The organism is Clostridium sp. (assembly GCF_030532265.1).
Taxonomy (GTDB): domain Bacteria; phylum Bacillota; class Clostridia; order Clostridiales; family Clostridiaceae; genus Clostridium.
Map to the genome: position 1 here is coordinate 16,784 of NZ_JAUNLM010000015.1, position 25,719 is coordinate 42,502.

A 25,719-nucleotide genomic window follows, 5' to 3' on the forward strand; every position below is an offset into this window, starting at 1 on the left:
ATAGGTGAGCAATATGACTTTAAAAGGATATTTAAGTTTTGTTGAAATACAGACAAAAATAGCTAGCTTAATTCCATTTTTATTTGGAACTTTATATAGTATATACAGATATGGAAAGGTAGACTTAGCGAATTTAATATTTATGTTTATATCAATGATATGTTTTGATATGGTAACAACTGCAATAAATAATTATTGTGATTATGAAAATGAAATAAAACATAGTAATGGAAAATATTTTGGTAAAAATCCAATGTTTATTCATAAAATTTCTAAAAAGAAAGGGATTATAACTATATATACATTACTATTTATATCTATAATATTTGGAATAATATTAACTGTTAGGACAAGTTTGTTAGTATTATTTTTAGGAGTAATATGCTTTTTTATAGGAATATTTTATACTTTTGGACCAATACCTATATCAAGAATGCCTCTTGGAGAAGTTTTTTCAGGATTATTTATGGGGTTCTTAATTACATTTTTAACTATATATATTAATATATTTGATTTAGGATATTTTTCGATAAGTATATTAAATGGTGAATTTATAGCAAAAATCAATATTTTTGAAACTATTAGCATATTTTTAGTAAGTATACCTTTAATAACAGGAATAGCTAATATAATGTTATCTAATAACATATGTGATTTAGAAGATGATAAAAAAGTATCAAGGTTCACGTTGCCATATTATATAGGAGAAGATTTTGCTATAAAATTATATAAAATACTATATTATTTTGGATACTTTGCAATTTTAATATCAATTATTTTAAAAATTTTACCTATAACATCAATTATAGTTTTTTTTACTATTCCTATCGTAAACAAGAATATAAAAGAATTTGAAAATAAGCAAATTAAATCAGAAACTTTTGTATTGGCAGTAAAAAATTTTGTCATTATAAATTTTGTATATATACTAGCTTTAATTGGCAATTTTGTTATTTTTAATATATTAGATATTTAAATTTATTATGATATATAAAAAAAAATTATGATATTCATTGAAATTAGTAGGGGATTAGTTGGCTATTCTTAAGGGGTAAGGGGAATTTAAATATAAGTTTTACATTTAAAAAGATTGTTTGTTAATTAATAAACAAATATAGACAGTAATAAGTTTAACTTATAGAATAAACATGCTAAAGAAGTTAAATTAAAATATTAAAAACAAAATTAAAGAAGAGAGGGAATAATATGTCAACTAAAATTGTTATTTTGGGTGCAGGTTATGCAGGGGTTCATGCAGCTAAAAAATTAGCAAAAAAGTATAAAAAGAATAACGATGTTGAAATTACATTAATTGATAAAAATCCGTATCATACACTAATGACAGAATTACATGAAGTTGCTGGTGGAAGAGTACCAGAGGAATCTGTTAAAGTAGAACTTTCAAGAATATTTCATAGAACGAAAGTAAAAGTTGTTGTTGATTTTATTGAAAATGTAGATACTGATAATAATGTAGTTACTACAAAGCAAGGTGAATACAAATATGATTATCTAATGGTTGGAATAGGTAGTGAGCCTGCATTTTTTGGAGTTCCAGGTGTAAAGGAAAATGGATTTACTTTATGGTCTTTAGAAGATGCCCTAAAAATAAAGAAGCATATTAAAAATAGAGTTAAAGAAGCTTCATTTGAAAGAAATTCAGAAAAAAGAAAAAGAATGCTTACATTTGTTGTGGCAGGATCTGGGTTTACTGGAATAGAAATGGCTGGAGAGTTACTAGAGTGGAAAACTACTTTAGCTAGAGAATATAGAGTTTGTGAAGATGAAATAAAGATATTAGTTGTTGAAGCTATGTCAACAATATTAAATATGCTTGATAGAAAGCAAGCAGATAAAGCTGAAAAATATATGGTTAAGCATGGTGTTTCTATTCTTAAAAACTCGCCAATAGTTGAAGTAACTAAAAATACTATTAAATTAAAAGATGGAAAAGTGATTCCAACAGAAACATTAATATGGACGTGTGGTGTACAAGCAAATCAAGACTTAGAAGATGTTGATGTAAAGAAAGCTAAAGCAGGAAGATACTTAGCTAATAAATATATGCAAGCTGAAGGAAAAGAAAATGTATATGTTGTTGGAGATGTAGCATATGTTGAGGAAAATGGAGGAAAATCAAATCCTCAAATAGTTGAAGCAGCAGAACAAACTGCAACAACAGCTGCTAAAAATATAATAGCATCAATAGAAAATAAAGAAAAAGTTGAATTTAAATCAAGTTATCATGGTTTCATGGTATCTATAGGTGGAAGATATGCAGTAGCAGACCTTATGGGAATTAAGTTATCAGGATTTTTTGCTATGGTGATGAAACATCTTATAAATATGGTCTATTTATTCGGAGTTAATAATGTACATGCCGTATATAATTATCTTCAACATGAGTTCTTTGCTATGAAGGAAAGAAGATGTATAATGCGAGGTCATTTATCTTCAAAAGGAAATAGGTTATGGCTTGTTCCTCTTAGAATATATATAGGATCTTTATGGCTTATTGAAGGTCTTAAAAAATTAATTGGAGAAGAAACATGGAAGAAAGCATTTGAATCTGCATCAAGTGCATCAGATGCAGCTGGTGGAAGTATAGGTGCTTACATCCAATCTTTATTTGATAATATGACAATCGGATGGGATAGCTGGATGAAGATGGGTAATGTAAAGATGCCATTTTCTTGGCTTCAAGATACTGTTACTGGAGCATCAGCAGCTACAACTGATGCAGCTGTATCAAATATGCCAACACCTATATTTGATAGTATGCCAAAGTTTTATGAATCTATAATGGAGATATTTATGCCAAATCCTGAAGTGGCAGTTTGGTTCCAAAGGATAGTTGTGTTAACAGAAATTGCTATAGGGTTATGTTTAATAGCTGGATTATTTACATTTTTAGCATCAGCAGCATCAGCATTTATGACTGTTAACTTTATATTCTCTGCAATGGCAGGATGGGATATATTATGGTTTACATTTGGTAGTATTGCTTTAATGTGTGGAGCTGGAAGAACATTTGGATTAGACTATTATGTAATGCCTTGGATTAATAAATTTGTTGGTAACTTATGGATGGGAAAAAGAGAACCAATATATGAAATACATGGTAAGTAATTAGTATTTAATTATTATAAAGTAGAGAATGATTTATTCTCTACTTTATATAAAAATATTAATGTAGTGTGTGATAATAGTATTTGTATAAGTTATATTATCAGACTTTATATTAATAAAGTATTTATATAGAAAACGAGGGAGAAAAATGGGGAATTTTTGGACTGATTATCCTATTATAAATAAAGAAATAGAAGAAGTAAAAAAACAAATAAGTTTAAATGCAAAATGTAAGGACAAAGTTATAGAAAAGAGTATATTAGATTTATTAAATTCAGGTGGTAAAATGTTAAGGCCTGCCTTTTTGATTATTGCTTCAAAATTTGGAGATTATAATGAGGAAAGAGTAAGGGCACTTGCTTCTGTTGTAGAGATGTTTCATATGGCAACATTAGTTCATGATGATGTAATAGATGATGCACCTCTTAGAAGGGGAAAGGAAACTGTTCAATCTAAATATGGTAAAAATTATGCTGTATATATAGGTGATTATTTATTTTGTTTATGTTTTAGGATACTTGGGACAACATCATCAATAGAAAGGGGAATTGATGTTGATGCTAAAGTTATGTCTAGAATTTGTTTGGGAGAGGTTGAGCAGTTAAATTCAAGATTTAATAGAAATGTATCAATAAAAGATTATTTAAAGAGAATATCAGGAAAAACAGCAGAACTTTTTTCGCTTAGTTTTTATATAGGTGCAGCTGAAAGTTCATGTGATAAAAAGATTTGTAGACTGTTTTGGGAGATAGGACATAATATAGGGATGGCATTTCAAATAATTGATGATATATTAGATTACATAGGTACAGATGAGGAAATAGGAAAAAAATCAGGAAATGATTTAAAGGATGGAATATATACTTTACCATTATTATTAGCATTAAAAAATAATAAAGAAGTATTTGAAAATTTATTAGATAAGGAATTTTATTCTAATGAGGAAGTTAATAAAATAATAAATTTAGTCAAGGAAAATGATGGTATAAGTGAATCTATAATTCTTGCTGAAAAGTATTCAAATAAGGCATTTAAAAATATAGATAAATTGCCAGAAAATGAGTATAAATATATATTAAAAGAAGTAACTGAAAAGTTACTTAAAAGAAGCTATTAAATGGAGGTCTATATTAAGTTAAAATTACTTAATATAGACTACTTTATTTTTAGAAATATAATTATAAGAATTATTTTAGAATTACTTAATTAAATTTATGTTATAATAAAAAATGATACTAAATGGAAAAAGAGGTAATACAATGAAAGTAGATTGGAATAGAAAATATACAACTATATCAGTTTATGCTGTTATTTCTGTATGTGCAGTAATAGTATTTTATTTAGCTATGTCTCAACTTGGACATTTATTAGATAAAATAAGTGGTGTAGTTAATATATTTAAACCATTTATATGGGGATTTGCAATGGCTTATCTTTTAGATTTTGTTCTAAGATTTTATGAAAATAAAATATTAAAAAAAGGTGTATTTAAAAAGCTTAAATCAAAAAGAGGTATTGGATTATTATTTACATATATGACTGCGTTTATAGTAATAGGATTGTTTATTCAATTTGTACTTCCACAACTTATTGATAGCATAGTTGGATTAGTAAATGATATACCAAGTTATATTGATAATACTAGTAAATTTATAAATCAAACTATCGCAAGTCTTGACCTTCAAGAGCATTATTTAACTATAATAAATGAAAAATTTAATAATATATTAGATTATGTAATAAAAGCATCTACTAATTTATTACCAATGCTTGGTGCAGGATTAACTACTGTTTTATCAAGCATATGGAATATAGTTTTAGGTATTATAGTATCTATTTATTTATTAATAGAAAAAGAAAAGTTTTTTGCATTAGCAAAAAAAATAACTTATGCAATATTTAATAAAAAGGCAGCCGAAAAGACTATTGAATTAACACATAGAAGCAATGAAACATTTGGAAAGTTTTTAAGTGGAAAAATTTTGGATTCATTTATAATTGCCATTTTAACATTCATAATATTAACTATAGTAAAAATGCCATATACACTTCTATTGTCAGTAATAATAGGAATAACTAACATAATTCCTTTTTTTGGACCATTTATAGGGGCTATACCATCAGTTATAATAGTATTATTTGTTTCACCAACAAAAGCTTTTTGGCTTATTGTTATAATATTTATAATTCAACAACTAGACGGTAATATTATTGGTCCTAAAATACTTGGTGATTCAATTGGAATATCTGCATTTTGGATTTTATTTTCAATATTAGTAGCAGGGAAGTTTTTAGGATTTGTAGGAATGGTAATAGGAGTTCCACTTTTTGCAGTATTATATTCTATAATTAAAGAAATTGTTGAAGCTAGACTTGATAAAAAAGGTCTAAAGACAGACACTAAAGATTATATGTAGCAGTTTTTGTGGAGGATTTTTATATATGAAATTTATGATAATTAATGGACCTAATTTAAATATGATAGGTGTAAGAGAAAAAGATATATATGGTATAAAAACTTTTAAAGATATTTGTGAATTTATAGAAAAAGAAGCTATAAAGAAAAATCATGAATTAGTATTATATCAAAGTAATTCAGAAGGAGAAATAATTAATTTTCTTCAAAAGGCATATTTTGAAAATTATGATGGGGTAATAATAAATCCAGGTGCATATACACATTATAGTTATGCTATACATGATGCTATAAAATCTATATATCAAGTTCCGACAGTTGAGGTTCATCTTTCTAATATACATTCAAGAGAAGAATTTAGAAGAGAATCAAAAACAGCACCAGCATGTATAGGGCAAATATCTGGCTTCGGTGAATATGGATATATTCTTGCTATGGATGCTTTAGAAAATTACATTAAGAAATAATTTTGTTTTATAAGCTTAAGAATTGTACTTTCAATTTTTAAGCTTATTTTTATATTTTATTTTGAAGAGTATATATTTAAAATATTTACAGAAACAAAAGTATATAAGCAAAATATAATGAAATAAAAAGTAATTTTTAGGTGATATTATGAGAAAAATAATTATTGATACAGATACAGCTTCAGATGATGCTGTTGCTATAATTACAGCTCTTAGAGAAAAAAGTATAAAAGTGCTTGCTATAACAACTGTAGCTGGAAATGTAGATGTAGAAAGAGCTACAGAAAATGCATTAATTGCAATAGAAAAAGCTAAAACTTATGCACCACCAGTTTATAAGGGACTTAGTAAACCATTAATTAAGGAGCAGGTAGAAGCAAAAGATATTCATGGAAAAGATGGATTAGGTAATACAAACTTTCATCCAAATAAATTAAAGGCAGAGAGAGAGCATGCAGTAAAAGCTATTTTGAGAATTATACAGGAAAATCCCTATGAGATTGAGCTAGTAACTCTTGGACCACTTACAAATATTGCTTATGCATATTTACTTGCACCTGAAATTATGAGAAAATTAAAGTCGATAACATTAATGGTTGGAAATGGAATAGAGGGTGGAGGAAATATTACTGAATTTGCAGAATTTAATGCTTATGCTGATCCCGATGCATTAAAGATAGTTATGGAAATAGATGTTCCACAAGTAATATTAGGATGGGATGTAGCGATAGGCGATGGAATTATAACTTATGATGAAATTAATGCTTTAAAAAAATTAGATTCAAATACTGTAAAATTTGTTCTTGATATATGTAAAGAAATTTGTACAGTTTGCAAACTTAAAGGGAAAAAAGGTGTTGGATTTGCAGACCCATTGGTTATAGCAGTTTTTACTCATCCTAATTTAGTAAAAAAATCTATAGATACTAATTTAGAAGTAATAACTAATAAAGGCGAAAAAGAAGGGCAAGTTATTTTGAGTAATATAAAAAAAATTAATAAATCAACAGAAACTGTAATTACAAACGTTGATGGAGTTTCTATAAAAAAATATTTGTTATCAAAATTAATTGATGAATAAATTTTAGTGTATATTGATAAAATTTTTTCAACAATATATACTATTAATTAGAAATAGTGATTACTTAAGAAAAGAGGGTTTGAATATGAAATATAATTTAAATATAAATGATTTAGGAAATATACTAAAAAAGTTAGATGAAAATTATGATTTAGAATTAATGACTAAAATAGAATTAAGTGGTGGATGGCTTACTATGCATGGAAAAGCATCTATTACTAAAATTCCAGTAGATGGATTATCAGGATGTGCTAGTAAAGGAAATAATATTATACACATAAAGGTTAAAAGTAAATCAACTGATGGAACTATTATTAAAATTACAGGAGCAAAAGATAAAAAATTTAATATAGATATTTCATCAACAAGATATAAAGAATTATCTCCTGGTGGAAGTTTAAGTCTTAACCAAATAAAAGTAAATAATGAGGAATGTAAACTTAGAATTGATAATGATATAATATTTAAAATTAATACTAGTGCAAAAAATGTAGAAGATTTGATTAATTGTTAGATTTTTCAAAGAGCTAAACTAAAAAGTTTAGCTCTTTTCTATTTATTTTTAAAATTATAGTGATATAATAAAATAGTTATTCAAATTTTCATGAGGTGATTATATGTTAAAAGATAATTATGTAGAATTACAAAGAGCATCAAACGAACTTGATAAGTATCACAATGAAGGAAAAAAGGACAAGCTTATTGAATATTTAATGGGATTAAATATAAATATTATAAAAGATATTCATGTTATCTTGCATATTGGAAAAAATGAATTAAATAATTGTATACACAAGCCTTTTGAATTGTATAAAAAAACAATGCTTACATTTGATGCATTAAGAGGATGGCAGGAAAAAGAAGTAGAAGTTAATAAGATAGTGGAGTGTGAAGCCTCATACGCACATTTTAAAAATGGGTTAGAAATACTTGAATTAATTTAAAGGAAAAAATAGCTTTGGAAACATATTATGTTTTTAAGGCTATTTTTTTATTTAAGTACAAATTAAATATGTGGAAAAAAATGTTTTTTTAAAATATAATATTTATAGAGGGTATATGGGAGGGGTTTTATGGCATTTGAAAATGTAGTTATATTATATAAATCTAAGTATGGAAGTTCAAAGAAGTATGCTAGTTGGATTAAAGATGAATTAAAGTGTGATATGTTTGAAAAAGACAAAGTTTCTTTAAAAGATTTAAAAAAATATGATAGTATAATTTATGTCGGTGGTGTATATTCAAACTCTGTAAATGGATTTGATAGTTTAGTAAAAAAGTTTGATGAATTGATAAATAAAGAGATAATTTTAGTGGCTGTTGGCTTTTCATTAGGAAACGAAAATGAAATTAATAAAATAAAAGATTTTAATTTAAAAGATGCTCTTAAAAATAATGTAACCTTATTTTATTTAAGAGGTGGATTTGATTTTGAAAAGTTAAAATTTTTCGATAAAACAGCTATGAAATTACTTAGAAATAGATTGGTAAATAAAAATAGGGCTTTAACTGAAGAAGAAAGATTTTTATTGAGTTGTTATGAAAAATCACATGATTGGACTAATAAAAAAAGTTTAGATAAAATATTAGATTATATAAATAAAAAAACAATAAAAACAAAAATTAAAGTAAAATGTTAATAAAAAAGTCATCTTTAATAAAGATGACTTTTTTATTTAAATATAGATTATGCTCTGTTTATTGAACCGAACATTTCCATTTTTGATTTAACCATGTCTTTGATTGCTTCAAATCCTGGTGCAAGAAGTTTTCTTGGATCGAATCCTTTTCCTTCTAGGTCTTTTCCTTCTTCAATGTATTTTCTAGTAGCTTCTTGGAAAGCTAATTGACATTCTGTATTTACGTTGATTTTTGAAACGCCAAGTGATATAGCTTTTTTAATCATTTCATCAGGAATTCCTGTACCACCGTGAAGAACTAATGGCATTGGAGCAGTAGCTTTTTCTATAGCAGCTAAAGCATCAAAATCAAGTCCTTTCCAGTTTGCTGGATATTTTCCGTGGATGTTTCCGATTCCAGCAGCTAACATTGTAACTCCTAAATCAGCTATTTGTTTACATTCTTGAGGATCTGCAATTTCTCCAGCTCCAACAACTCCGTCTTCTTCTCCACCAATTGAACCAACTTCAGCTTCTAATGATAAACCTTTTCCTCTAGTTAATTTAACTAACTCTGAAGTTTTTTCTATGTTTTCTGCTAATGGATAGTGTGATCCATCAAACATTATTGATGAGAATCCAGCTTCAATAGCTTTGTGAGCTCCTTCGTAGCTACCATGGTCTAAGTGTAATGCAACTGGAACTGATATGTTTAATTCTTCTAACATTCCATTAACCATTCCTACTACTGTTTTGTAACCACACATATATTTTGCAGCACCTTCTGATACTCCTAGGATTACAGGTGATCTGTTTTCTTCTGCAGTTAATAATATAGCTTTAGTCCATTCTAAGTTGTTGATGTTGAATTGACCAACTGCGTATTTACCTTCTCTTGCTTTATTTAGCATTTCTTTTGCTGAAACTAACATGTGCAAAACCTCCAATATTTTAATTTAATTGTTTATTTTGAGAAGTAATTGCTATTACAAAAATTTCTCTCTATTCATTAGTATAACTCAAAATTATAATTATGAAAATAGCAAAATCGATAAAATTATTACATAAAGTATGAATAAGTAACAATATATTCAAAAATTACAAAGGTGTATACGAAGTGTTAAACTTATATGAATTAATGATTTTGTTTCCAAATAGTAATCTTTAATGAAGAATTAAAGTATAAAATAGTAATTGATTTTACATTAAATTTACTTAAATTAAATATTTATATAGAAACAGGTGGATAAATAAAAATGAATTATTCAAACAGAAGTAAAAGAAAAAACAAAGCATTTAAGAGAAGAAGAATTATTACAATAGGAGTGGCAGCTTTAATTGTTATTTTAGGAGCAGGAACTTATGCTTTTGCCCATCATAAAAGTGAAGCTGATTTAGAAAATAATAAAAAAGTACAAGCTAAACAAGAAGAAGTTAAAAAACCAGAGCCAACTGATGTAATACCAGGACAAAATATTATTTATGCAGCAGATAAATATGCAGTTCCAGCAAATGATGTTTATGATATGATAGAAACTAGAAATAAAGTGAATGATGAAAAAGAAGTATTTTTAACATTTGATGATGGTCCTAGTGAAAATACAAGTAAAATATTAAAAATATTAAAAGAAAATGATGTACATGCTACTTTCTTTATAATGGGTAATCAATTAAAAGAAAGTGAAGAAAATAAACAACTTTTAAAAGAAGAATTATTAGACGGAAATGCAATAGCAAATCATACAGTAAGCCATAATTATCATAAATTATATCCAGGAAATAGTGTTAGTGTTCCAGTATTTATGAAAGAGTTAAATGAAAATAATGAAATGATGAAAGAAATTCTAGGAAAAGATTTTAGTACTAGAGTAATAAGAATGCCAGGTGGATATATGTCAAGAAAATATTATCGTGATTCACACTTAAAGGCTTTAAATGAGGATTTCAAAAAAGAAGGTATAATATCAATAGATTGGAATGCTGAAACTGGAGATGCTACAGGAAATAACCTTCCTGTAAGTACTTTAATAAATGGTGCAAGAAAGTCTACAAAAGGAAGTTTAAAACATATTGTTTTATTAATGCATGATGCAGCAGCAAAGAAGACTACAGTTGATGCTTTACCAGAGGTAATAAAAATTTATAAAGATGCTGGATATAAGTTCAAAGTAATAAAAAATGCACCTATGAGTTATTTTGAATCAAAAGATAATACTGATAAAAATAATGATAATAAAAATAGTAAAGAAAATGAAAATATAAATAAATAATATTAAAATAAAAAGATTAACAGAAAGATAAAATTTTCTAACTGTTAATCTTTTTTATTATTTATATAAAATATCTTTAGTTACATCATTATAGTAAGGTGAGCTTGGATATGAATTTTCAATGTGTTGAGCATATTCTTTAGCTTTCTTGTTATCACCTTTGTTATGATAATAAAGTGATAAATTATATAATATTTCAGCTGTATATAAGTCTGAATGAGGATATTTATCTAAATATTCTTGGAAATATTTAGCTCCATCATCTTTTTTATCAATTGAATTATATGTAGATCCAAGAAAATATAAAATATGAGGTTCTAAATAACTACCATTGCAGTATTTATAAGCCTTGGTAAAACTATCTAACGCTTTATCATAAGTTTTAAATTTGTATTGCTCTAGTCCTTCGTTATAGAATTTTTCTATTCCTTTAGTTTTCATAAGTTCAAGAGCCTTATCATAATTTTCTTTAGTAGCATCAGTAATAGTATTTTGTGGATTTTCTTCTAGTAAAGTATAAATTTCATTATAATCATTTTTTGATATTGCATCTGAAAGTTTACTATTAAGCTCCTCAGCTGACATTTTTGCTTTTTCTTCAGTTTGCTCTTGTTTAGTTTCATTATTAGCTGGTGCTTTAAAGTGTTTGATTCCAACGTAACTACTTATTACAACAATAAGAGCACAAACAGCTATTATTGCAGACTTTTTACCTTTATTTGAAGGTTTATCATTTTTTGTTTTATTTTTATCTGCTGTTTCTTCTTTAGTAGAAGCATTTAAATCTTTAGTTTTAGAATTTTCTCTATTAGAATCTTTTTCTATTTTTTTAGAATTAGACTCATCTTTTCTTAAATCTTTTTTATTATCTTCCTTGTCATTTACTACTTGTTTATTTTCTATATTAGTTTCAAATTGTTTTTTATTATTTTTATTTTCTAAATCTTTTTCTTTAGGTTCGTTATTTATAATGGTATTTTTTGCTAAAGGTTCTTTTTGTTCTAAAATTTTTGGATTTTTATTATCTTTAGCTTCTTCTTTTTTATGTTCTATCTTTTTAGCTTCTTTTTTTTGTTTTTCTATTTTTTTTGCTTCAGAATTAATAAACTTACTTAAATTACTTAAATTTAAAGTTAAATTTAAAGCTCTTTGTTTAGTTTCATCATCTACATCTTGAAGGCGCATTTTAGCAGTAGGGTTATTATTATATTCTGCATTTATTTGCCAATTAAGTACAGCTTCTTCTATTCTACCAAGTTTTAAAAGAGCCTCTCCTTCAAGTTCAAGAGCTTGTTCATTATTGTATTCTTTTTCAAGTATTTTATCGCATATTTTTAAGACTTCTTTATAATTTTTATTATCATATAAATCTTTGGCTTTTTTAAGCCTTTTATCAAAATTACCCATAGTTCCTCCTTATAAAATGCTTCCATATATTATTTTAATACATAATGTCAAGAAATTTATTTCGAAAATATTTCTTTTAATAAAAAAATATAAAAATATATTTAAAAATCATGTATTTCTTATAAAAATAAAGTCTTTAGTATAGATTTTAAATAAATAAAACAAAAATAAATAGTAAAAATATAGATAATTTGTTAATATATTTTATAACTATTAAAATTTTTGAGGTGAGTTTAGATGAATTTAGAAGTAATTTTTGAGTATTTTTCTCAATATGGATTATTATTTCTGTTTATTATAGTTTTTTTAGAATATTTAAATTTACCAGGATTACCAGCAGGGATTATAATGCCAGCTGCAGGAGTTTTAATTGATAAAGGACATATTAATTTTTTTACAGCAATAGTTGTTTCGGTATTGGCTGGATTACTTGGTAGTATATGTTTATATGCAATAGGTAGATATGGGGGTACAGTATTATTAGAGAAGTATATAAAAAAATTTCCGAATCAAAAACAATATATTTATAAAATATCAGAAGAAGTAAAAAGGAGAGGAAATTATGGTGTACTTATTAGTAAGTTAATTCCGGTAGCTAGAACTTTAGTATCAATACCTGCAGGAGTTTTTAAAATAAATTTTTTAGGATTTTCAATATTTTCAACTATTGGGATAATTATTTGGAATACAGCATTTATAAGTTTTGGTTATATATTTAGTGATGTTATTTTTAAATAATTATTTTAAAATTTGGATAAGATATAAGGAGAATTACACATATTTTAATAATTGTATAGTGTAATTCTTTTTTTGTTAATAGTATCTGATAAAATTTAACAAAAAAACTATTTACAAATCTTATCTAAAGAAGTATCATTTAACTATAAAGATTATTGGATAATACTTATTAATTAATATAAAATATCGGGAGGTACTTATAATGAAAGTTATAGTTGTAGGTTGTACTCATGCAGGAACTGCTGCAGTAGTAAATTTAAAAGGATTATATCCAGAATGTGAAGTTACAGTATATGAAAGAAATGATAATGTATCATTTTTATCATGTGGTATAGCACTTCATGTTGGAGATGTAGTTAAAGATTTAAATGATATGTTCTACAATTCTCCAGAAGGTTTAGCAAAATTAGGTGTAAAAACAAACATGCAACATGATGTTTTAGATATAGATTTTGACAATAAAAAAGTTAAGGTTAAAAATTTATTAACTGAAGAAGAATTTGAAGATAGTTATGATAAATTAGTTTTAACTATAGGATCATGGCCAATAGTACCAAAATTTGAAGGTGGAGATCTAGAAAATATAGTTCTTTGTAAGAATTATAACCAAGCAAAGGTTATAACAGAAAAAGGCAAAAAAGCTAAGAATGTTGTTATAATTGGAGCAGGATATATTGGAGTAGAGCTTGCAGAGGCATTCCAAATGTTAGGCAAAAATGTAACATTAGTTGATGCAGAAGAAAGAATAATGGCAAAATATTTAGATAAGGAATTTACTGATGTTGCTGAAAAGGAATTTAAAGATCATGGAGTAAAATTAGTTTTAGGTGAAAAAGTTAGTTGCTTCAAAGGAGAAGGCGGAAAAGTATCTAAGGTTGTAACTGATAAAGGTGAATATGATGGAGATTTAGTTGTATTATGTATTGGATTTAGACCAAATACAACTCTTATTAAAGATAAGCTTAAAACTTTACCAAATGGTGCAATAATAATTGATGAATATATGAGAACAAGTGATGAAAATGTATTTGCTGCTGGGGATTGTTGTGTTGTTAAATATAATCCAACAGGAGAAGATAGATATATTCCACTTGCAACAAATGCAGTAAGAATGGGTACTTTAGTAGCTAGAAATATTAAAAAACCAACTATAAAATATATGGGAACACAAGGTACATCAGGTATAAAAATATATGAACAATGTATAGCTTCAACAGGATTAACTGAAGAAGGAGCTAAACTTGCAGGAATAGAATGTGAAACTTCAACAATTGAAGATAATTATAGACCAGAATTTATGCCAACTTATGAAAAAGCTATGGTTAAGATTGTATTTGATAAAAATACAAGAAGAATATTAGGTGGACAAATAATGTCAAAAGTTGATTTAACACAATTTATGAATACTTTATCAGTAGTTATTCAAAATAAAATGACAGTAGAAGAACTTGCTATGACAGACTTTTTCTTCCAACCACACTTTAATAAACCATGGAGTTTATTAAATCAAGTAGCACTTAATGTACTTTAATAAAAAGGTTAAAATATCTTAGTATAGTATAATTTGAGGATTTGATATAAGACCTATAGCATTTTATGCCGTAGGTCTTTTATTTTGTTTTAAAATTTTAAGAGTAAAATTTATATTTTATGTTAATCCTAAATTTATATTAATTTAGGAGTGATTAATTTGAATATAAAAATTGATGAAAAGGCAAAAATAGCATTAAAACAATTAATTAAAAATAGTATTGATGATTACGTTAGAATAAAAGCAAGTTTAGCTTGTGGTTCTTCTTATTATGATTTATTTATGGATTTTAAAAGAGAAAATGATAAAATGGTTGTTATAGATAATATTAAGTTTATTTTTGATGAGTATTCAGAAAAAGCTTGTAATGATATTATAATACTGTATGATAAAGATATTTACGTAAAAGGATTTTATATTAAGGAGAATAAATGCAAGATTTAGAAAATGTAAAATTAAGAAAAGAAGAGCATATAAAGTATGCAAAAGAATCCTATTCTAATGATGATTATTTTAAGGATGTAATAATATTAAATAATTCTATACCAGAAATTAATTATGATGAAATATCTCTTAAAACAAAATTTTTAGGAAATATTATTAATATGCCTTTAATAATAAATGCTATGACTGGTGGGGCTGACTTAAGTTTTAATATAAATAGAGATTTAAGTATTATAGCAAATGAATTTAATATACCAATGGCTGTTGGATCACAATCTATAATGCTTAAAGATAAATCTTTTGAAAATAGCTTTAAAATTGCAAGAAAGAATAATAAAGATGGCATCATTATTTCTAATTTAAGTGCTATGAGTTCTCTTGAAAATGTAAAAAGGGCAGTTTCTTCATTAGAGGCTAATGCTATTCAATTACATTTAAATGTTTCTCAAGAACTTGTTATGACTGAAGGTGATAGAAATTTTAAAGGTATGCTAAATAATATAGAAAATATAATAACAAATATAGATGTACCTGTTATAGTTAAGGAAGTAGGCAGTGGAATAAGTTTTGATGCTTGTAAAAAGCTAAAAAATATTGGAGTTAAATATATAGATGTTGGAGGAAAAGGTGGTACAAGCTTTATAAAAATTGAAGCTTTAAGAAATAATAGTGATATATGTAAAGAGCTAATGCAGCTTGAAATACCAACCCCACAATCTATATTATTTTGTAGAGCTGTAAGTGATGATTTAAACATAATATCCTCAGGGGGAATTAGTAATTCAATACATTTAATAAAATCATTAATACTTGGGGCAAATATAGTAGGTATTTCAGGAGCAATATTAAAAGTATATTTAGAAGGTGGAATTTCTAAGGTTAGTGATTATATTAGAAAGATAGAAAATGATAGTAGAATATTTATGGGATGTTTAGGGTGCAATGAAGTTGATGATTTAAAAAATATAAAATATTATTATAAGAATCAAGAGATGGTTAATCATTTTATTAATAATTAAACAAAACTAATAATAACATTAATAATTACTGTGGAAGAAATGTTTGTATTGTGATATAATTTGTATGTTATTCTTTAATGATGGAGGAGTAAGGATATGAAACATATAAAGACAATCAACAAAACAAACATCAAAAATAGTTTAAAGAAGCCTGGATGCAAAGAATGTGCAAACTCATGCCAATCAGCATGTAAGACTTCATGCACAGTTGCAAACTTAGAGTGCGAAAACTAATAAATGAGCAGTAACTTAAAGATTTAAGTTGCTGCTTAATTATTAATGTGCAAGATATATGAGGAGGAATTTTTAAAAATGGCATTAATACATAAATTTAAGCAAGGAGACAATAGTTTTGTCTTAGATGTAAATACTGGAGCAGTTCATATAGTTGATGATTTAGTTTATGATATAGTTGATGATAATGCATTAAGAGATAAAGATATAATTATAAATGAATTAAAAGATAAATATCCTGTTGAAGCTATTAGCGAAGCTTATGATGAGATAAAGGAATTAGTAGATGAGGACATGCTTTATACTAAAGATATGTATGAAGATATAGCTCATAGTTCAATGGATGATAGAGATTATATAAAAGCTGTATGCTTAAATATAATACATGGATGTAATTTAAGATGTAAGTATTGTTTTGCAGATGAAGGAGAATACAATGGACATAAAGGGGTTATGGACATTGAAACTGCAAAGAAGGCAATTGATTATGTTGTTAAAAGAAGTGGCCCAAGAAAAAATATAGAAATTGACTTATTTGGTGGTGAGCCAACACTTATAATGGACACAATTAAAGAAATAATAGCTTATGCAAGAGAAAATGAAGCTAAGTGGAATAAAAATATAAGATTTACAATGACAACTAATGCTACTCTTTTAAATGAAGAAATGATGGATTTTATGGATAAGGAAATGGGAAACATAATTCTTTCATTAGATGGTAGAAAAGAAGTTAATGACAATGTAAGAATAAAAGTTGATGGTTCAGGTTCATATGATGATATACTTCCAAACATTAAAAAAATGGTGGAAAAGAGAAATAAGAATAAAATGTTCTATGTAAGAGGAACATTTACAAGAGCTAATACTGATTTTTATGAAGATGTTATGGCTATGGCAAATGAAGGTTTTAGAGAAATTTCAATAGAACCAGTTGTATTACCTGATGAGCATCCATTATCACTTAGAGAAGAAGATTTAGATACAATATTTGAAAACTATGATAAGTTATATGATGAAATGGTTAGAAGAAAGAAAGAAGGAGACGAATTTAGATTCTATCATTTTAATGTGGATTTAAATGGTGGACCTTGTGTTTACAAGAGAATTTCAGGATGTGGAGCAGGTTTTGAATATGTAGCAATAACTCCACAAGGAGAGGTTTATCCATGTCACCAATTTGTTGGTAAAGAAGAATACAAACTTGGAACAATATATGATGATTCATATAATTCAGAGCTTGGAAAGAAATTTAAAAAGGCACACATATACAATAAGCCAAAATGTAGAGAATGTTGGGCAAGATTCTATTGTAGTGGAGGATGTCAAGCAAACAATGTTAATTTCAATGGCGATATAAATGTTCCTTATGAAATTGGTTGTAAAATGCAAAAGAAGAGAATTGAATGTGCAATAGCTTTAAAAGCGGAATAATATATTAAAAAGTGTACTTAAAGGAGAGATATTTAAGTGATTAAGGAATATACTTTAAAAAATGGCATTAAATTAATATATAAAAATCATAGTTCAAATCTTACATCTTTATGTGTTTCATTAAAAGGTGGAGCATTAATGGATGGAGAAAAGTATGGGGTAGCCCATGCCACAGAACATATGGTTTATAAAGGAACAAAAAATAGAACTGAAGAACAAATAAATACAGAATTAAGTGAAATTTTTGGTTTTCAAAATGCTATGACTAATTATCCTTATGTAATATATTATGGAACCTTATTAAGTGAAGATTTATCAAAGGGAATAGATTTGTTTTCAGACATTATAATTAATCCTGTATTTGATAAAAATGGTTTTAATGATGAGAAGAAGATAATAATAGAAGAACTTAAAGAATGGGATGAAGATATAGAACAATATTTAGAAGATAAGTTATTTATAAATTCTTTCAATAATAGAAGAATTAAATATCCAATAATAGGAACTTTTGAAAGTTTAGAAAACTTAAAGGTAGATGATATAAAGGAATTTTATAATAAAGTATATTTCCCAAGTAATATAAGTATATCTATTATTACTAATATAGAATTTGATAAAGTTATTCATATTTTAGAAAAGTACTTTGGAAGTTGGAATAAAAAAGAAGAAGAACTTAATAAAATTGTTTATGAAAAAAATGAAGAAAAATATTTTGAGGAAGAAAAACAAAATATTAAAACAAGTAAGATTCAAATTAATTACCCTATAGATAATTTAAATAATAAAGAAATTAAGGCTCTCAAAATATTTAATGAATACTTTGGAGATGGAGTAAACTCTAAACTTTTTGATACATTAAGAACAAAATATAATTTAGTATATGATGTATTAACTAGAGTTTGCTATGAAGAAGGAATTAAGTTCTATAAAATAACTTTAAGTACATCAAAAGAAAATTATAAAAAAGCTATAGAAATTATAGATAAATGTGTTAATGATTCATTAAAATTAAATGAAAGATTAACAGATAAAGATTTAGATAAATTTAAAAAGAGCTTTAAGCTTAAAAGATTATTTAGAGAAGAACAGAGTATAGTGCTAGCAAAAGAACTTGCTACATTTAATACTATGTTTAATGATTATAATATATATATTGATGAAACAGAAAACTTAGATGATATAGATTTAAATTTTATAGTAAAAACTATAACAAAAGTATTTGATAAAAAGTTTATTCAGGTTTTAAAATAAAAAAGTTGCCTTAAATTAAGGCAACTTTTTTATAATAAAGGAGGAAAATATATGAAAAAAATACCTTTATTAAAAGCTTTATTAGATTATCATAAAGAAAAAAATCTTATACTTTCCATGCCAGGAAATAAGTGTGGTATTGGATTTTTAGGAGATAAGCTAGGAGAAGAATTTGTAAATAATTTAGGTTTTTTAGATATTACAGAAAATGATCCTTTAGATAATTTACATTATCCAGAAGGTGTTATTAAAGAAAGTGAAGAGCTTTTAGCTAAAACATACAATGCTAAAAATGCATTCTTTCTTGTAAATGGAAGTTCTTCTGGAAATTTAATTTCTATTTTTAGTGCCTTTAATGAAGGAGATGAAGTTTTAGTAGAAAGAAATTGTCATAAGTCTATTTATAATGGATTAATACTTAGAAAATTAAAAGTTACATATATAGAACCAGTAATAGATAATATAAATGGAATTTTCTTACCTCCAGATGAAAATAGAATTTATGAAGCTTTTAATAAATGTAAAAAAGCAAAAGGAATAATTCTTACAAATCCTAATTATTTTGGAATAAGTTATGATATGGAAAATATAATTAAAGACTTAAAAAGCAAAGGATTAAAAGTAATAATAGATGCTGCACATGGGGCTCACTTTATTGCAAGTGAAAGATTACCTAAAAGTTTAACTTCATTAGCTGATTATGTAGTGCTAAGTGCTCATAAAACATTACCGTCATTAACTCAAAGTGGATATTTAATTGTAAATGATAAAAATTCAGATGTTTTATTTTATAAAAATGCATTTTTAAGTACATCACCATCATATCTTTTAATGGCATCTTTAGATTATGCAAGATATTATTTAGACGAATATGGACAGAAGAAATATGATGAATTAATAGATTTAGCAGAGTTTTGGAAAGCAAAAATTAATTGTATTGATAAAGTAAAGTTACTATCTAATTCAGATTTAAATAATGGTTATGAAATTGATAAAAGTAGATATGTACTTATATTAGAAGAAGGGTATAGTGGATATAAACTTCATGAGCTTCTTAGAAAAGAAAAGATTCAATGTGAAATGGGATTTTTAAGAGGTGTTGTTTTAATATTATCACCATTTAATAAGGACAAAGATTTTCAGAAAATTTATGAGGCACTTTTAAAAATAAATTTTGAAGCCATAAAATATTATGGTAATATTGAAAGTTTTAATATAAATACAAAAAAGGTGTTTGAGCCTTTTGAAGTGTTTAAAAAGGATTATGAACTTATAAGATTAGAAGATTCAATAGGAAAAATAGCTAAAGAAGCAATAGTGCCATATCCACCAGGTATTCCTTTAGTATGCCAAGGAGAATTAATAACAGAAGATGCAATAAATATTGTAAAAAATTATTTAGAAAATAATAAAGATGTTATAGGTACTTTAGATGGAAAAGTTAAAATTATAAAAGACAATATGTATTAATATAATATAAAATTATACAAAGAAAGTAACAATAGTTAAATACATTCATATATTATTACTAAAGAGTTTTAATTATACTAAAGAGTGAGAAAGAGAGGAATTAAAATGACTAGATGTAATAAAGGTTATGGAGAATGTAAAAAGGAAAAATGCTATTGTATACCATGCAAAGATAACAAATGTGAAAAGTATGAAAGATGTGCAGAAGAATTAGCAGCACAAAATAGAGCATTATTAGAAGCAATAAATAAAAAATTAAGAGAAGCTAACTGCTTACAAGAAGAAGCAGCTAAATATAGATTAAAAGCAGATCAACTATCAGAAAAAGCTGACAAAAAATTAAGAGAAGTTGAATGTCTATTAGAAAAATTTGAAGAAATAATTAGAAAAACAAATATTTTATTCTGTAAGGCTATAGAATGCTATAAAGAAGAAGCTGAAGATGATTTTGACTGTGATGGATACTGGAAGTGTAGATAAGTAATATGTTGGATGTGAAAATTTAAATTTTCACATCCTTTTTATAAAATAATTTACTCTAATTGGAAATTTTATTTGTTAAATATAAATTATATTGCAAAACAAATTATATTTAAATATTAATAATAAATTACAAAATTTTAATTAATAAAAGTATTGAATTTATTAAAATATAGTCATATAATAGATAAAAAATAAATGTAAAAAATTTTGAAGAGGAAGAGTACATAAAATAGTTCCTTTAAAGAGAGCTAAAGTTTGGTGGAATTTAGCAAGGGTATTTATGGAAGCAGCCTTGGAATTGCTTATTGAGAACTAAGTTTAATGCTTAATAAAATAAGCCGTAATCCTAACGTTAAATAGGAAAGGAATAAATTTATTCTTATAGAGTGAATAAATATAGCAATATATTTATTTATTAGGGTGGTACCGCGAATTAGTAACCTTCGTCCCTTTATTGTGGATGGAGGTTTTTTTATTTTAAATAAATTAGGGAGGATTTAAGAGATATGGAAGAAATTCTTGAGGTTTTAGAGAAAAACAGTAGATATAGTGATGAAAAAATAGCTATAATGACTGGAAAGACAGTAGAAGAAGTAAGAGAAGCTATTAGAGATTATGAAGAAAAAAATATAATAGCAGGGTATACTACATTAATAAATTGGGAAAATACAGGAAAAGAGACAGTTACAGCATTAATTGAAGTAAAAATAACACCTCAAAGAGGTCAAGGTTTTGATAAAGTTGCAGAAAGAATATATAAATTTTCAAATGTTAAAGCTTGTTATTTAATGAGTTCTGGAGGTTTTGATTTAACTGTAATAGTAGAAGGAAAAACAATGAAAGAAGTTGCTATGTTTGTATCAGAAAAACTTGCAGTTCAAGAATATGTACAAGGTACAGCAACTCATTTTGTACTTAAAAAGTATAAAGATCATGGAACTATATTTAAAGATAAGAAGATTAGTGATAGGGAGGCTATATTTATATGATAATGGAAAATATGATTTTAGATAATATAAAAAATATGCCTCCATCTGGAATAAGAAAATATTTTGATATGATAAACGAAATGGAAGATGTAATATCACTTGGAGTTGGTGAGCCAGACTTTGTAACACCTTGGAATGTTGTAGAAGCTGGTATATATTCATTAGAAAAAGGACATACACATTATTCTTCTAATGCTGGATTTATTGAACTTAGAGAAGAAATAGCAAATTATTTGTATAGAAAGTTTAATTTATCATATGACCCAAAAGAAGAAATATTAGTTACTGTTGGTGGAAGTGAGGCTATTGATTTAGCACTTAGAGCACTTGTAGGTCCTGGAGATGAAGTTATAATTCCAGAACCTAGCTTTGTTGCTTATAAAGGATGTACAACTTTTACAGGAGCAACAGCAAAAATAATAAACTTAAAGGCTGAAGATGAATTTAAGCTTATGCCAGATGATTTAAGAGATGCTATAACAGATAAAACAAAAGTTTTAATACTTCCTTTTCCAAATAATCCAACTGGAGCTATAATGACAAAGGAAGAATTAGAAAAAATAGTTGATGTTGTTAAAGATAAGAATATAATAATTCTTTCAGATGAGATATATGGAGAGTTATCATATGATAAAAAACATGTATCAATTGCAGAATTTGAAGAGGTTAAAGATAAAACACTTATAATAAATGGTTTTTCAAAAGCTTATGCAATGACTGGATGGAGACTTGGATATGCTTGTGGAAATAAAGTATTAATAGATGCCATGAAAAAAATACATCAATATGCAATAATGTGCTCACCAACAACAGCACAATATGCAGCAATTGAAGCACTTAAGCATGGAGATGATAGTGTAAGAGAAATGGCATCAGAATATAATAGAAGAAGAAGAGTTTTAGTAAATGGTTTTAGAAAAATGGGACTTGAATGTTTTGAACCATTAGGTGCATTATATGTATTCCCATGTATTAAGTCGACAGGTATGACTTCAGATGAATTTTGTGAAAAACTTCTTATGGAAGAAAGGGTGTTAGCTGTTCCAGGAAATGCCTTTGGTGAATGTGGTGAAGGATTTATAAGAGCATGTTATGCTGCATCTATGGATGATTTAATAGAAGCTATAAAAAGGATAGATAAATTTATAAATAAATATAAAGCATAGTTTTTTAACTATGCTTTTTGTTCACATTTTAAGTAAAATAATGTAAAATTTATAATATATTAAATTTGTGGAGGTTTTGGTTTAAATGACTGATAAAAAAATAGATTTAGGTACAGGAAAGATAAATAATTTATTATTTAGATTAGCACTTCCTGCAATTATAGCTCAAATAGTTAACGTTCTATATAATATTATAGATAGAATATTTATAGGAAGAATACCAAATGGAGAAATTGCTATGGCGGGAGTTGGAGTAGCTTTTCCAATAATAATGATAATATCAGCTTTCAGTGCGCTTATTGGTATGGGGGGAGCGCCTCTTGCAGCTATAAAGATGGGAGAGAAAAATAATGATGAAGCTGAAGAAATACTAAGTAATAGTTTTTCAGCTCTTATATTATTAGGAATTATACTTACTATAGTTTTTACTATTTTTAAAGAACAAATGCTTTGGGCTTTTGGAGCAAGTGAAGCTACAATAAAATACTCAAGTGATTATTTAGGATTATATATTTTTGGAACTATATTTGTTCAAATAGCATTAGGAATGAATCCTTTTGTTAACACACAGGGATTTGCGAAGACTGGTATGGCTACTGTTATAATAGGTGCTATAATTAATATAATTTTAGATCCTATATTTATATTTGGTTTTGGAATGGGGGTTAAAGGTGCTGCTCTTGCAACAGTTTTAGGACAATGTGTCTCAGCTATATGGGTTCTTAAATTTTTATTTAGTCAAAAAAGTATATTAAAAATAAGAAAAGAGTACATGATTCCAAAACTAAAAATTATATTTCAAGTAGTAGCTCTTGGAGTTTCACCTTTTATAATGCAATCAACAGAAAGTCTTGTAATGATTATAATGAATAATCAATTATTAAGATATGGTGGAGATTTAGCAGTTAGTGCTATGACTATAATGAGTAGTATAATGCAGATAGTGTTATTACCTCTTGTAGGTTTATCCCAAGGTGCTCAACCAATAATAAGTTATAATTATGGAGCAAAAGAAGGAAATAGAGTAAAACAAACATTCAGATTATTATTTACTTATTGTTTATGTTATACAGGAGTTATGTGGATTGCTTTAATGATGGCTCCAGGTTTTTTTGTATCGATATTTAATGATAATTCAAATCTTATGGATATAACAACTTGGAGTATAAAAATATTCTTTGGTGGAGTTATTGCATCAGGAGCACAAATAGCGTGCCAACAAACATTTTTAGCTCTTGGACAAGCTAAAACATCATTAATATTAGCTCTTTTAAGAAAGATAATACTTCTTATACCATTAGCATTAATATTACCTATGATTTTTGAAAATAAACTTAAATGGACTTTAATGGCAGAACCAATTGCAGATATAACAGCAGCAACTATTACTGTAATATGTTTTGTATCATTTTATAATAAAAAACTTTCAGAAGATGCATTAGGTTCTGATAACGTTAGTAAAGCTTAATATAAATAAAAAAGGACTTTTTACTTAGAGTGAATTCTTAGTAATAAAGTTCTTTTTATTTAATAATTATAAAATTATGATTAAAAAATTTTTTGTGGTAAAATATATTAGTAGTATTAAGGAGGTAAAAAATGAGAGAATTAATAGACTTACATACACATACTGTGTCTAGCGGTCATGCATATAGCACAGTTAAAGAAAACATAGATAGTGCAAGAGATAAGGGAATTAAATATTTAGGAATTTCAGATCATGCTCCTAAAATGCCAGGCACTGCACATATATATCATTTCCATAACTTAAGAGTTATTCCTAAACATATTGATGGTGTTAATGTTTTTGTTGGGGCAGAAGTTAATATATTAGACTTTGATGGAAATGTAGATTTAACAGATGATGATTTAAATAATCTAGATTATGCAATAGCAAGTTTTCATCCACCTTGTATAAATCCTGGAACAGAAGAAGAAAATACAAGAGCTGTTATAAATGTTATGAAAAAGCCAAACATAAAAATAATAGGTCATTTAGATGATTCAAGATATCCAGTTAATTATGAAGAAGTTGTAATTGCTGCAAAAGAAAATAATATTTTATTAGAATTAAATAATTCATCTTTAAGACCAAATGGTTTTAGAGTAGGAGCCTTAGAAAATGATAAAAAAATGTTAGAGTTTTGTAGAAAACATAAAGCCAAAATAATATTTGGTAGTGACTCTCATATATGTTATGATATAGGAAAGTTTGATAACTGTATAAATTTAGTAAATGAAATAAATTTCCCAAAAGAACTTATAATTAATTATAATGAAGAAGAAATAAAAGGTATATTTAATATATAAATTGTTTAGGGCTATTTTAAATAGCCCTAAATTACTTTTACATAAAAATAAGAGGGGTAAGTATTAATGGGGGATAATAAAACTGTAAATATATTTTATTCTTTAGAAAATGAAGAAAATATATTGAATAAATTCAATAGTGATATTTTTAAAGTATATAATCATATTTTTAAAAAAGATAAAATTATAAAATTTATTAAGTATTATAATTTTTGTTTTGATATGTACAATGTGAATTTTATAAGTTTTAATGATATAAATTAT

26 protein-coding genes and 1 other annotated feature are annotated in these 25,719 nt (G+C 26.1%); of the genes, 24 read left to right on the top strand and 2 right to left on the bottom strand.

From position 1 onward, the window contains the following. Positions 1 to 13: 13 nt before the first annotated feature. The 9 genes from Q4E08_RS05270 to Q4E08_RS05310 all read left to right on the top strand — a co-directional run bounded on the left by Q4E08_RS05270 (position 14) and on the right by Q4E08_RS05310 (position 8,733). A complete protein-coding gene (locus tag Q4E08_RS05270; RefSeq protein ID WP_303129138.1) occupies positions 14 to 976 on the top strand; it encodes a 1,4-dihydroxy-2-naphthoate polyprenyltransferase in 963 nt (320 codons plus the stop codon). A 230-nt stretch (positions 977 to 1,206) separates the two neighbouring features. Beyond that, the gene (locus Q4E08_RS05275) at positions 1,207 to 3,129 is read left to right on the top strand and encodes an FAD-dependent oxidoreductase (protein WP_303129140.1); all 1,923 of its coding nucleotides are present in this window, start codon (positions 1,207 to 1,209) and stop codon (positions 3,127 to 3,129) included. A gap of 148 nt (positions 3,130 to 3,277) precedes the next feature. After that, positions 3,278 to 4,246, top strand: coding sequence for a polyprenyl synthetase family protein (locus tag Q4E08_RS05280; RefSeq protein ID WP_303129142.1), 969 nt, complete (start codon positions 3,278 to 3,280; stop codon positions 4,244 to 4,246). Between the two features lie 142 nt (positions 4,247 to 4,388). Then, the gene (locus Q4E08_RS05285; RefSeq protein WP_303129143.1) at positions 4,389 to 5,546 is read left to right on the top strand and encodes an AI-2E family transporter; all 1,158 of its coding nucleotides are present in this window, start codon (positions 4,389 to 4,391) and stop codon (positions 5,544 to 5,546) included. Between the two features lie 25 nt (positions 5,547 to 5,571). After that, complete coding sequence (aroQ, locus tag Q4E08_RS05290; RefSeq protein ID WP_303129144.1) at positions 5,572 to 6,012, top strand: type II 3-dehydroquinate dehydratase; 441 nt, start codon at positions 5,572 to 5,574, stop codon at positions 6,010 to 6,012. 148 nt (positions 6,013 to 6,160) lie between these two features. Further along, positions 6,161 to 7,093 carry a nucleoside hydrolase gene (locus Q4E08_RS05295; RefSeq protein WP_303129146.1) on the top strand — a complete coding sequence of 311 codons (933 nt, stop codon included), beginning with the start codon at positions 6,161 to 6,163 and terminating at the stop codon, positions 7,091 to 7,093. A gap of 85 nt (positions 7,094 to 7,178) precedes the next feature. Continuing rightward, positions 7,179 to 7,607 carry a UDP-N-acetylglucosamine pyrophosphorylase gene (locus tag Q4E08_RS05300; protein ID WP_303129148.1) on the top strand — a complete coding sequence of 143 codons (429 nt, stop codon included), beginning with the start codon at positions 7,179 to 7,181 and terminating at the stop codon, positions 7,605 to 7,607. Between the two features lie 103 nt (positions 7,608 to 7,710). After that, positions 7,711 to 8,037, top strand: coding sequence for a hypothetical protein (locus Q4E08_RS05305; protein WP_303129150.1), 327 nt, complete (start codon positions 7,711 to 7,713; stop codon positions 8,035 to 8,037). Between the two features lie 129 nt (positions 8,038 to 8,166). Beyond that, positions 8,167 to 8,733, top strand: coding sequence for a flavodoxin domain-containing protein (locus tag Q4E08_RS05310; RefSeq protein WP_303129151.1), 567 nt, complete (start codon positions 8,167 to 8,169; stop codon positions 8,731 to 8,733). Between the two features lie 47 nt (positions 8,734 to 8,780). On the opposite strand, the gene fba is transcribed toward Q4E08_RS05310, so the two are convergent. After that, positions 8,781 to 9,644 carry a class II fructose-1,6-bisphosphate aldolase gene (fba, locus tag Q4E08_RS05315; RefSeq protein WP_303129153.1) on the bottom strand — a complete coding sequence of 288 codons (864 nt, stop codon included), beginning with the start codon at positions 9,642 to 9,644 and terminating at the stop codon, positions 8,781 to 8,783. Between the two features lie 324 nt (positions 9,645 to 9,968). Between fba and Q4E08_RS05320 the strand changes: the two genes are divergently transcribed. After that, on the top strand, positions 9,969 to 10,982 hold the full coding sequence (locus Q4E08_RS05320) for a polysaccharide deacetylase family protein (RefSeq protein ID WP_303129154.1): 1,014 nt from the start codon (positions 9,969 to 9,971) through the stop codon (positions 10,980 to 10,982). Positions 10,983 to 11,039: 57 nt separating this feature from the next. Here the strand turns inward: Q4E08_RS05320 and Q4E08_RS05325 are convergent, their stop codons facing one another. Then, positions 11,040 to 12,389 carry a tol-pal system YbgF family protein gene (locus Q4E08_RS05325; RefSeq protein WP_303129156.1) on the bottom strand — a complete coding sequence of 450 codons (1,350 nt, stop codon included), beginning with the start codon at positions 12,387 to 12,389 and terminating at the stop codon, positions 11,040 to 11,042. Between the two features lie 237 nt (positions 12,390 to 12,626). Between Q4E08_RS05325 and Q4E08_RS05330 the strand changes: the two genes are divergently transcribed. The 14 genes from Q4E08_RS05330 to Q4E08_RS05395 form a co-directional block, all read left to right on the top strand. Further along, positions 12,627 to 13,127: a DedA family protein gene (locus tag Q4E08_RS05330; RefSeq protein ID WP_303129158.1), complete on the top strand. Its 501-nt coding sequence runs from the start codon at positions 12,627 to 12,629 to the stop codon at positions 13,125 to 13,127. Positions 13,128 to 13,329: 202 nt separating this feature from the next. Further along, positions 13,330 to 14,658 carry an FAD-dependent oxidoreductase gene (locus Q4E08_RS05335; RefSeq protein WP_303129160.1) on the top strand — a complete coding sequence of 443 codons (1,329 nt, stop codon included), beginning with the start codon at positions 13,330 to 13,332 and terminating at the stop codon, positions 14,656 to 14,658. A 159-nt stretch (positions 14,659 to 14,817) separates the two neighbouring features. Then, complete coding sequence (locus Q4E08_RS05340; RefSeq protein ID WP_303129163.1) at positions 14,818 to 15,102, top strand: hypothetical protein; 285 nt, start codon at positions 14,818 to 14,820, stop codon at positions 15,100 to 15,102. Then, on the top strand, positions 15,090 to 16,121 hold the full coding sequence (gene fni, locus Q4E08_RS05345; protein ID WP_303129165.1) for a type 2 isopentenyl-diphosphate Delta-isomerase: 1,032 nt from the start codon (positions 15,090 to 15,092) through the stop codon (positions 16,119 to 16,121). The genes Q4E08_RS05340 and fni overlap by 13 nt, the downstream gene beginning before the upstream one ends. A gap of 96 nt (positions 16,122 to 16,217) precedes the next feature. Next, the gene (scfA, locus tag Q4E08_RS05350) at positions 16,218 to 16,355 is read left to right on the top strand and encodes a six-cysteine ranthipeptide SCIFF (protein WP_035279055.1); all 138 of its coding nucleotides are present in this window, start codon (positions 16,218 to 16,220) and stop codon (positions 16,353 to 16,355) included. A gap of 78 nt (positions 16,356 to 16,433) precedes the next feature. After that, the gene (gene scfB, locus Q4E08_RS05355; protein ID WP_303129172.1) at positions 16,434 to 17,786 is read left to right on the top strand and encodes a thioether cross-link-forming SCIFF peptide maturase; all 1,353 of its coding nucleotides are present in this window, start codon (positions 16,434 to 16,436) and stop codon (positions 17,784 to 17,786) included. Between the two features lie 36 nt (positions 17,787 to 17,822). Then, complete coding sequence (locus Q4E08_RS05360) at positions 17,823 to 19,037, top strand: pitrilysin family protein (RefSeq protein ID WP_303129174.1); 1,215 nt, start codon at positions 17,823 to 17,825, stop codon at positions 19,035 to 19,037. A gap of 51 nt (positions 19,038 to 19,088) precedes the next feature. Further along, positions 19,089 to 20,507, top strand: coding sequence for an aminotransferase class I/II-fold pyridoxal phosphate-dependent enzyme (locus Q4E08_RS05365; protein ID WP_303129175.1), 1,419 nt, complete (start codon positions 19,089 to 19,091; stop codon positions 20,505 to 20,507). A gap of 105 nt (positions 20,508 to 20,612) precedes the next feature. Continuing rightward, positions 20,613 to 20,987, top strand: a complete 375-nt coding sequence (locus tag Q4E08_RS05370) for a hypothetical protein (RefSeq protein ID WP_303129176.1) — start codon at positions 20,613 to 20,615, stop codon at positions 20,985 to 20,987. A gap of 201 nt (positions 20,988 to 21,188) precedes the next feature. Continuing rightward, positions 21,189 to 21,444: a binding site (T-box leader), on the top strand. 52 nt (positions 21,445 to 21,496) lie between these two features. Further along, positions 21,497 to 21,979 (top strand): Lrp/AsnC family transcriptional regulator, encoded by a 483-nt coding sequence (locus Q4E08_RS05375; protein WP_303129177.1) that lies wholly within the window; start codon positions 21,497 to 21,499, stop codon positions 21,977 to 21,979. Continuing rightward, positions 21,976 to 23,145, top strand: a complete 1,170-nt coding sequence (locus Q4E08_RS05380) for an aminotransferase class I/II-fold pyridoxal phosphate-dependent enzyme (RefSeq protein WP_303129179.1) — start codon at positions 21,976 to 21,978, stop codon at positions 23,143 to 23,145. The genes Q4E08_RS05375 and Q4E08_RS05380 overlap by 4 nt, the downstream gene beginning before the upstream one ends. Positions 23,146 to 23,230: 85 nt before the next feature. Further along, positions 23,231 to 24,613: an MATE family efflux transporter gene (locus Q4E08_RS05385; RefSeq protein ID WP_303129181.1), complete on the top strand. Its 1,383-nt coding sequence runs from the start codon at positions 23,231 to 23,233 to the stop codon at positions 24,611 to 24,613. A gap of 131 nt (positions 24,614 to 24,744) precedes the next feature. Continuing rightward, positions 24,745 to 25,455, top strand: a complete 711-nt coding sequence (locus Q4E08_RS05390; protein WP_303129183.1) for a phosphatase — start codon at positions 24,745 to 24,747, stop codon at positions 25,453 to 25,455. 66 nt (positions 25,456 to 25,521) lie between these two features. Further along, positions 25,522 to 25,719: hypothetical protein (locus Q4E08_RS05395; protein ID WP_303129184.1), on the top strand; the 198-nt coding region annotated here is incomplete at its 3' end.

What these genes read in the sequence shown, in the direction of transcription:
- Q4E08_RS05270 (WP_303129138.1), top strand. Translation starts at nt 14, where the DNA reads ATGACTTTAAAAGGATATTTAAGTTTTGTTGAAATACAGACAAAAATA.
- Q4E08_RS05275 (WP_303129140.1), top strand. Translation starts at nt 1,207, where the DNA reads ATGTCAACTAAAATTGTTATTTTGGGTGCAGGTTATGCAGGGGTTCAT.
- Q4E08_RS05280 (WP_303129142.1), top strand. Translation starts at nt 3,278, where the DNA reads ATGGGGAATTTTTGGACTGATTATCCTATTATAAATAAAGAAATAGAA.
- Q4E08_RS05285 (WP_303129143.1), top strand. Translation starts at nt 4,389, where the DNA reads ATGAAAGTAGATTGGAATAGAAAATATACAACTATATCAGTTTATGCT.
- aroQ (WP_303129144.1), top strand. Translation starts at nt 5,572, where the DNA reads ATGAAATTTATGATAATTAATGGACCTAATTTAAATATGATAGGTGTA.
- Q4E08_RS05295 (WP_303129146.1), top strand. Translation starts at nt 6,161, where the DNA reads ATGAGAAAAATAATTATTGATACAGATACAGCTTCAGATGATGCTGTT.
- Q4E08_RS05300 (WP_303129148.1), top strand. Translation starts at nt 7,179, where the DNA reads ATGAAATATAATTTAAATATAAATGATTTAGGAAATATACTAAAAAAG.
- Q4E08_RS05305 (WP_303129150.1), top strand. Translation starts at nt 7,711, where the DNA reads ATGTTAAAAGATAATTATGTAGAATTACAAAGAGCATCAAACGAACTT.
- Q4E08_RS05310 (WP_303129151.1), top strand. Translation starts at nt 8,167, where the DNA reads ATGGCATTTGAAAATGTAGTTATATTATATAAATCTAAGTATGGAAGT.
- fba (WP_303129153.1), bottom strand. Translation starts at nt 9,644, where the DNA reads ATGTTAGTTTCAGCAAAAGAAATGCTAAATAAAGCAAGAGAAGGTAAA.
- Q4E08_RS05320 (WP_303129154.1), top strand. Translation starts at nt 9,969, where the DNA reads ATGAATTATTCAAACAGAAGTAAAAGAAAAAACAAAGCATTTAAGAGA.
- Q4E08_RS05325 (WP_303129156.1), bottom strand. Translation starts at nt 12,389, where the DNA reads ATGGGTAATTTTGATAAAAGGCTTAAAAAAGCCAAAGATTTATATGAT.
- Q4E08_RS05330 (WP_303129158.1), top strand. Translation starts at nt 12,627, where the DNA reads ATGAATTTAGAAGTAATTTTTGAGTATTTTTCTCAATATGGATTATTA.
- Q4E08_RS05335 (WP_303129160.1), top strand. Translation starts at nt 13,330, where the DNA reads ATGAAAGTTATAGTTGTAGGTTGTACTCATGCAGGAACTGCTGCAGTA.
- fni (WP_303129165.1), top strand. Translation starts at nt 15,090, where the DNA reads ATGCAAGATTTAGAAAATGTAAAATTAAGAAAAGAAGAGCATATAAAG.
- scfA (WP_035279055.1), top strand. Translation starts at nt 16,218, where the DNA reads ATGAAACATATAAAGACAATCAACAAAACAAACATCAAAAATAGTTTA.
- scfB (WP_303129172.1), top strand. Translation starts at nt 16,434, where the DNA reads ATGGCATTAATACATAAATTTAAGCAAGGAGACAATAGTTTTGTCTTA.
- Q4E08_RS05365 (WP_303129175.1), top strand. Translation starts at nt 19,089, where the DNA reads ATGAAAAAAATACCTTTATTAAAAGCTTTATTAGATTATCATAAAGAA.
- Q4E08_RS05370 (WP_303129176.1), top strand. Translation starts at nt 20,613, where the DNA reads ATGACTAGATGTAATAAAGGTTATGGAGAATGTAAAAAGGAAAAATGC.
- Q4E08_RS05375 (WP_303129177.1), top strand. Translation starts at nt 21,497, where the DNA reads ATGGAAGAAATTCTTGAGGTTTTAGAGAAAAACAGTAGATATAGTGAT.
- Q4E08_RS05380 (WP_303129179.1), top strand. Translation starts at nt 21,976, where the DNA reads ATGATAATGGAAAATATGATTTTAGATAATATAAAAAATATGCCTCCA.
- Q4E08_RS05385 (WP_303129181.1), top strand. Translation starts at nt 23,231, where the DNA reads ATGACTGATAAAAAAATAGATTTAGGTACAGGAAAGATAAATAATTTA.
- Q4E08_RS05390 (WP_303129183.1), top strand. Translation starts at nt 24,745, where the DNA reads ATGAGAGAATTAATAGACTTACATACACATACTGTGTCTAGCGGTCAT.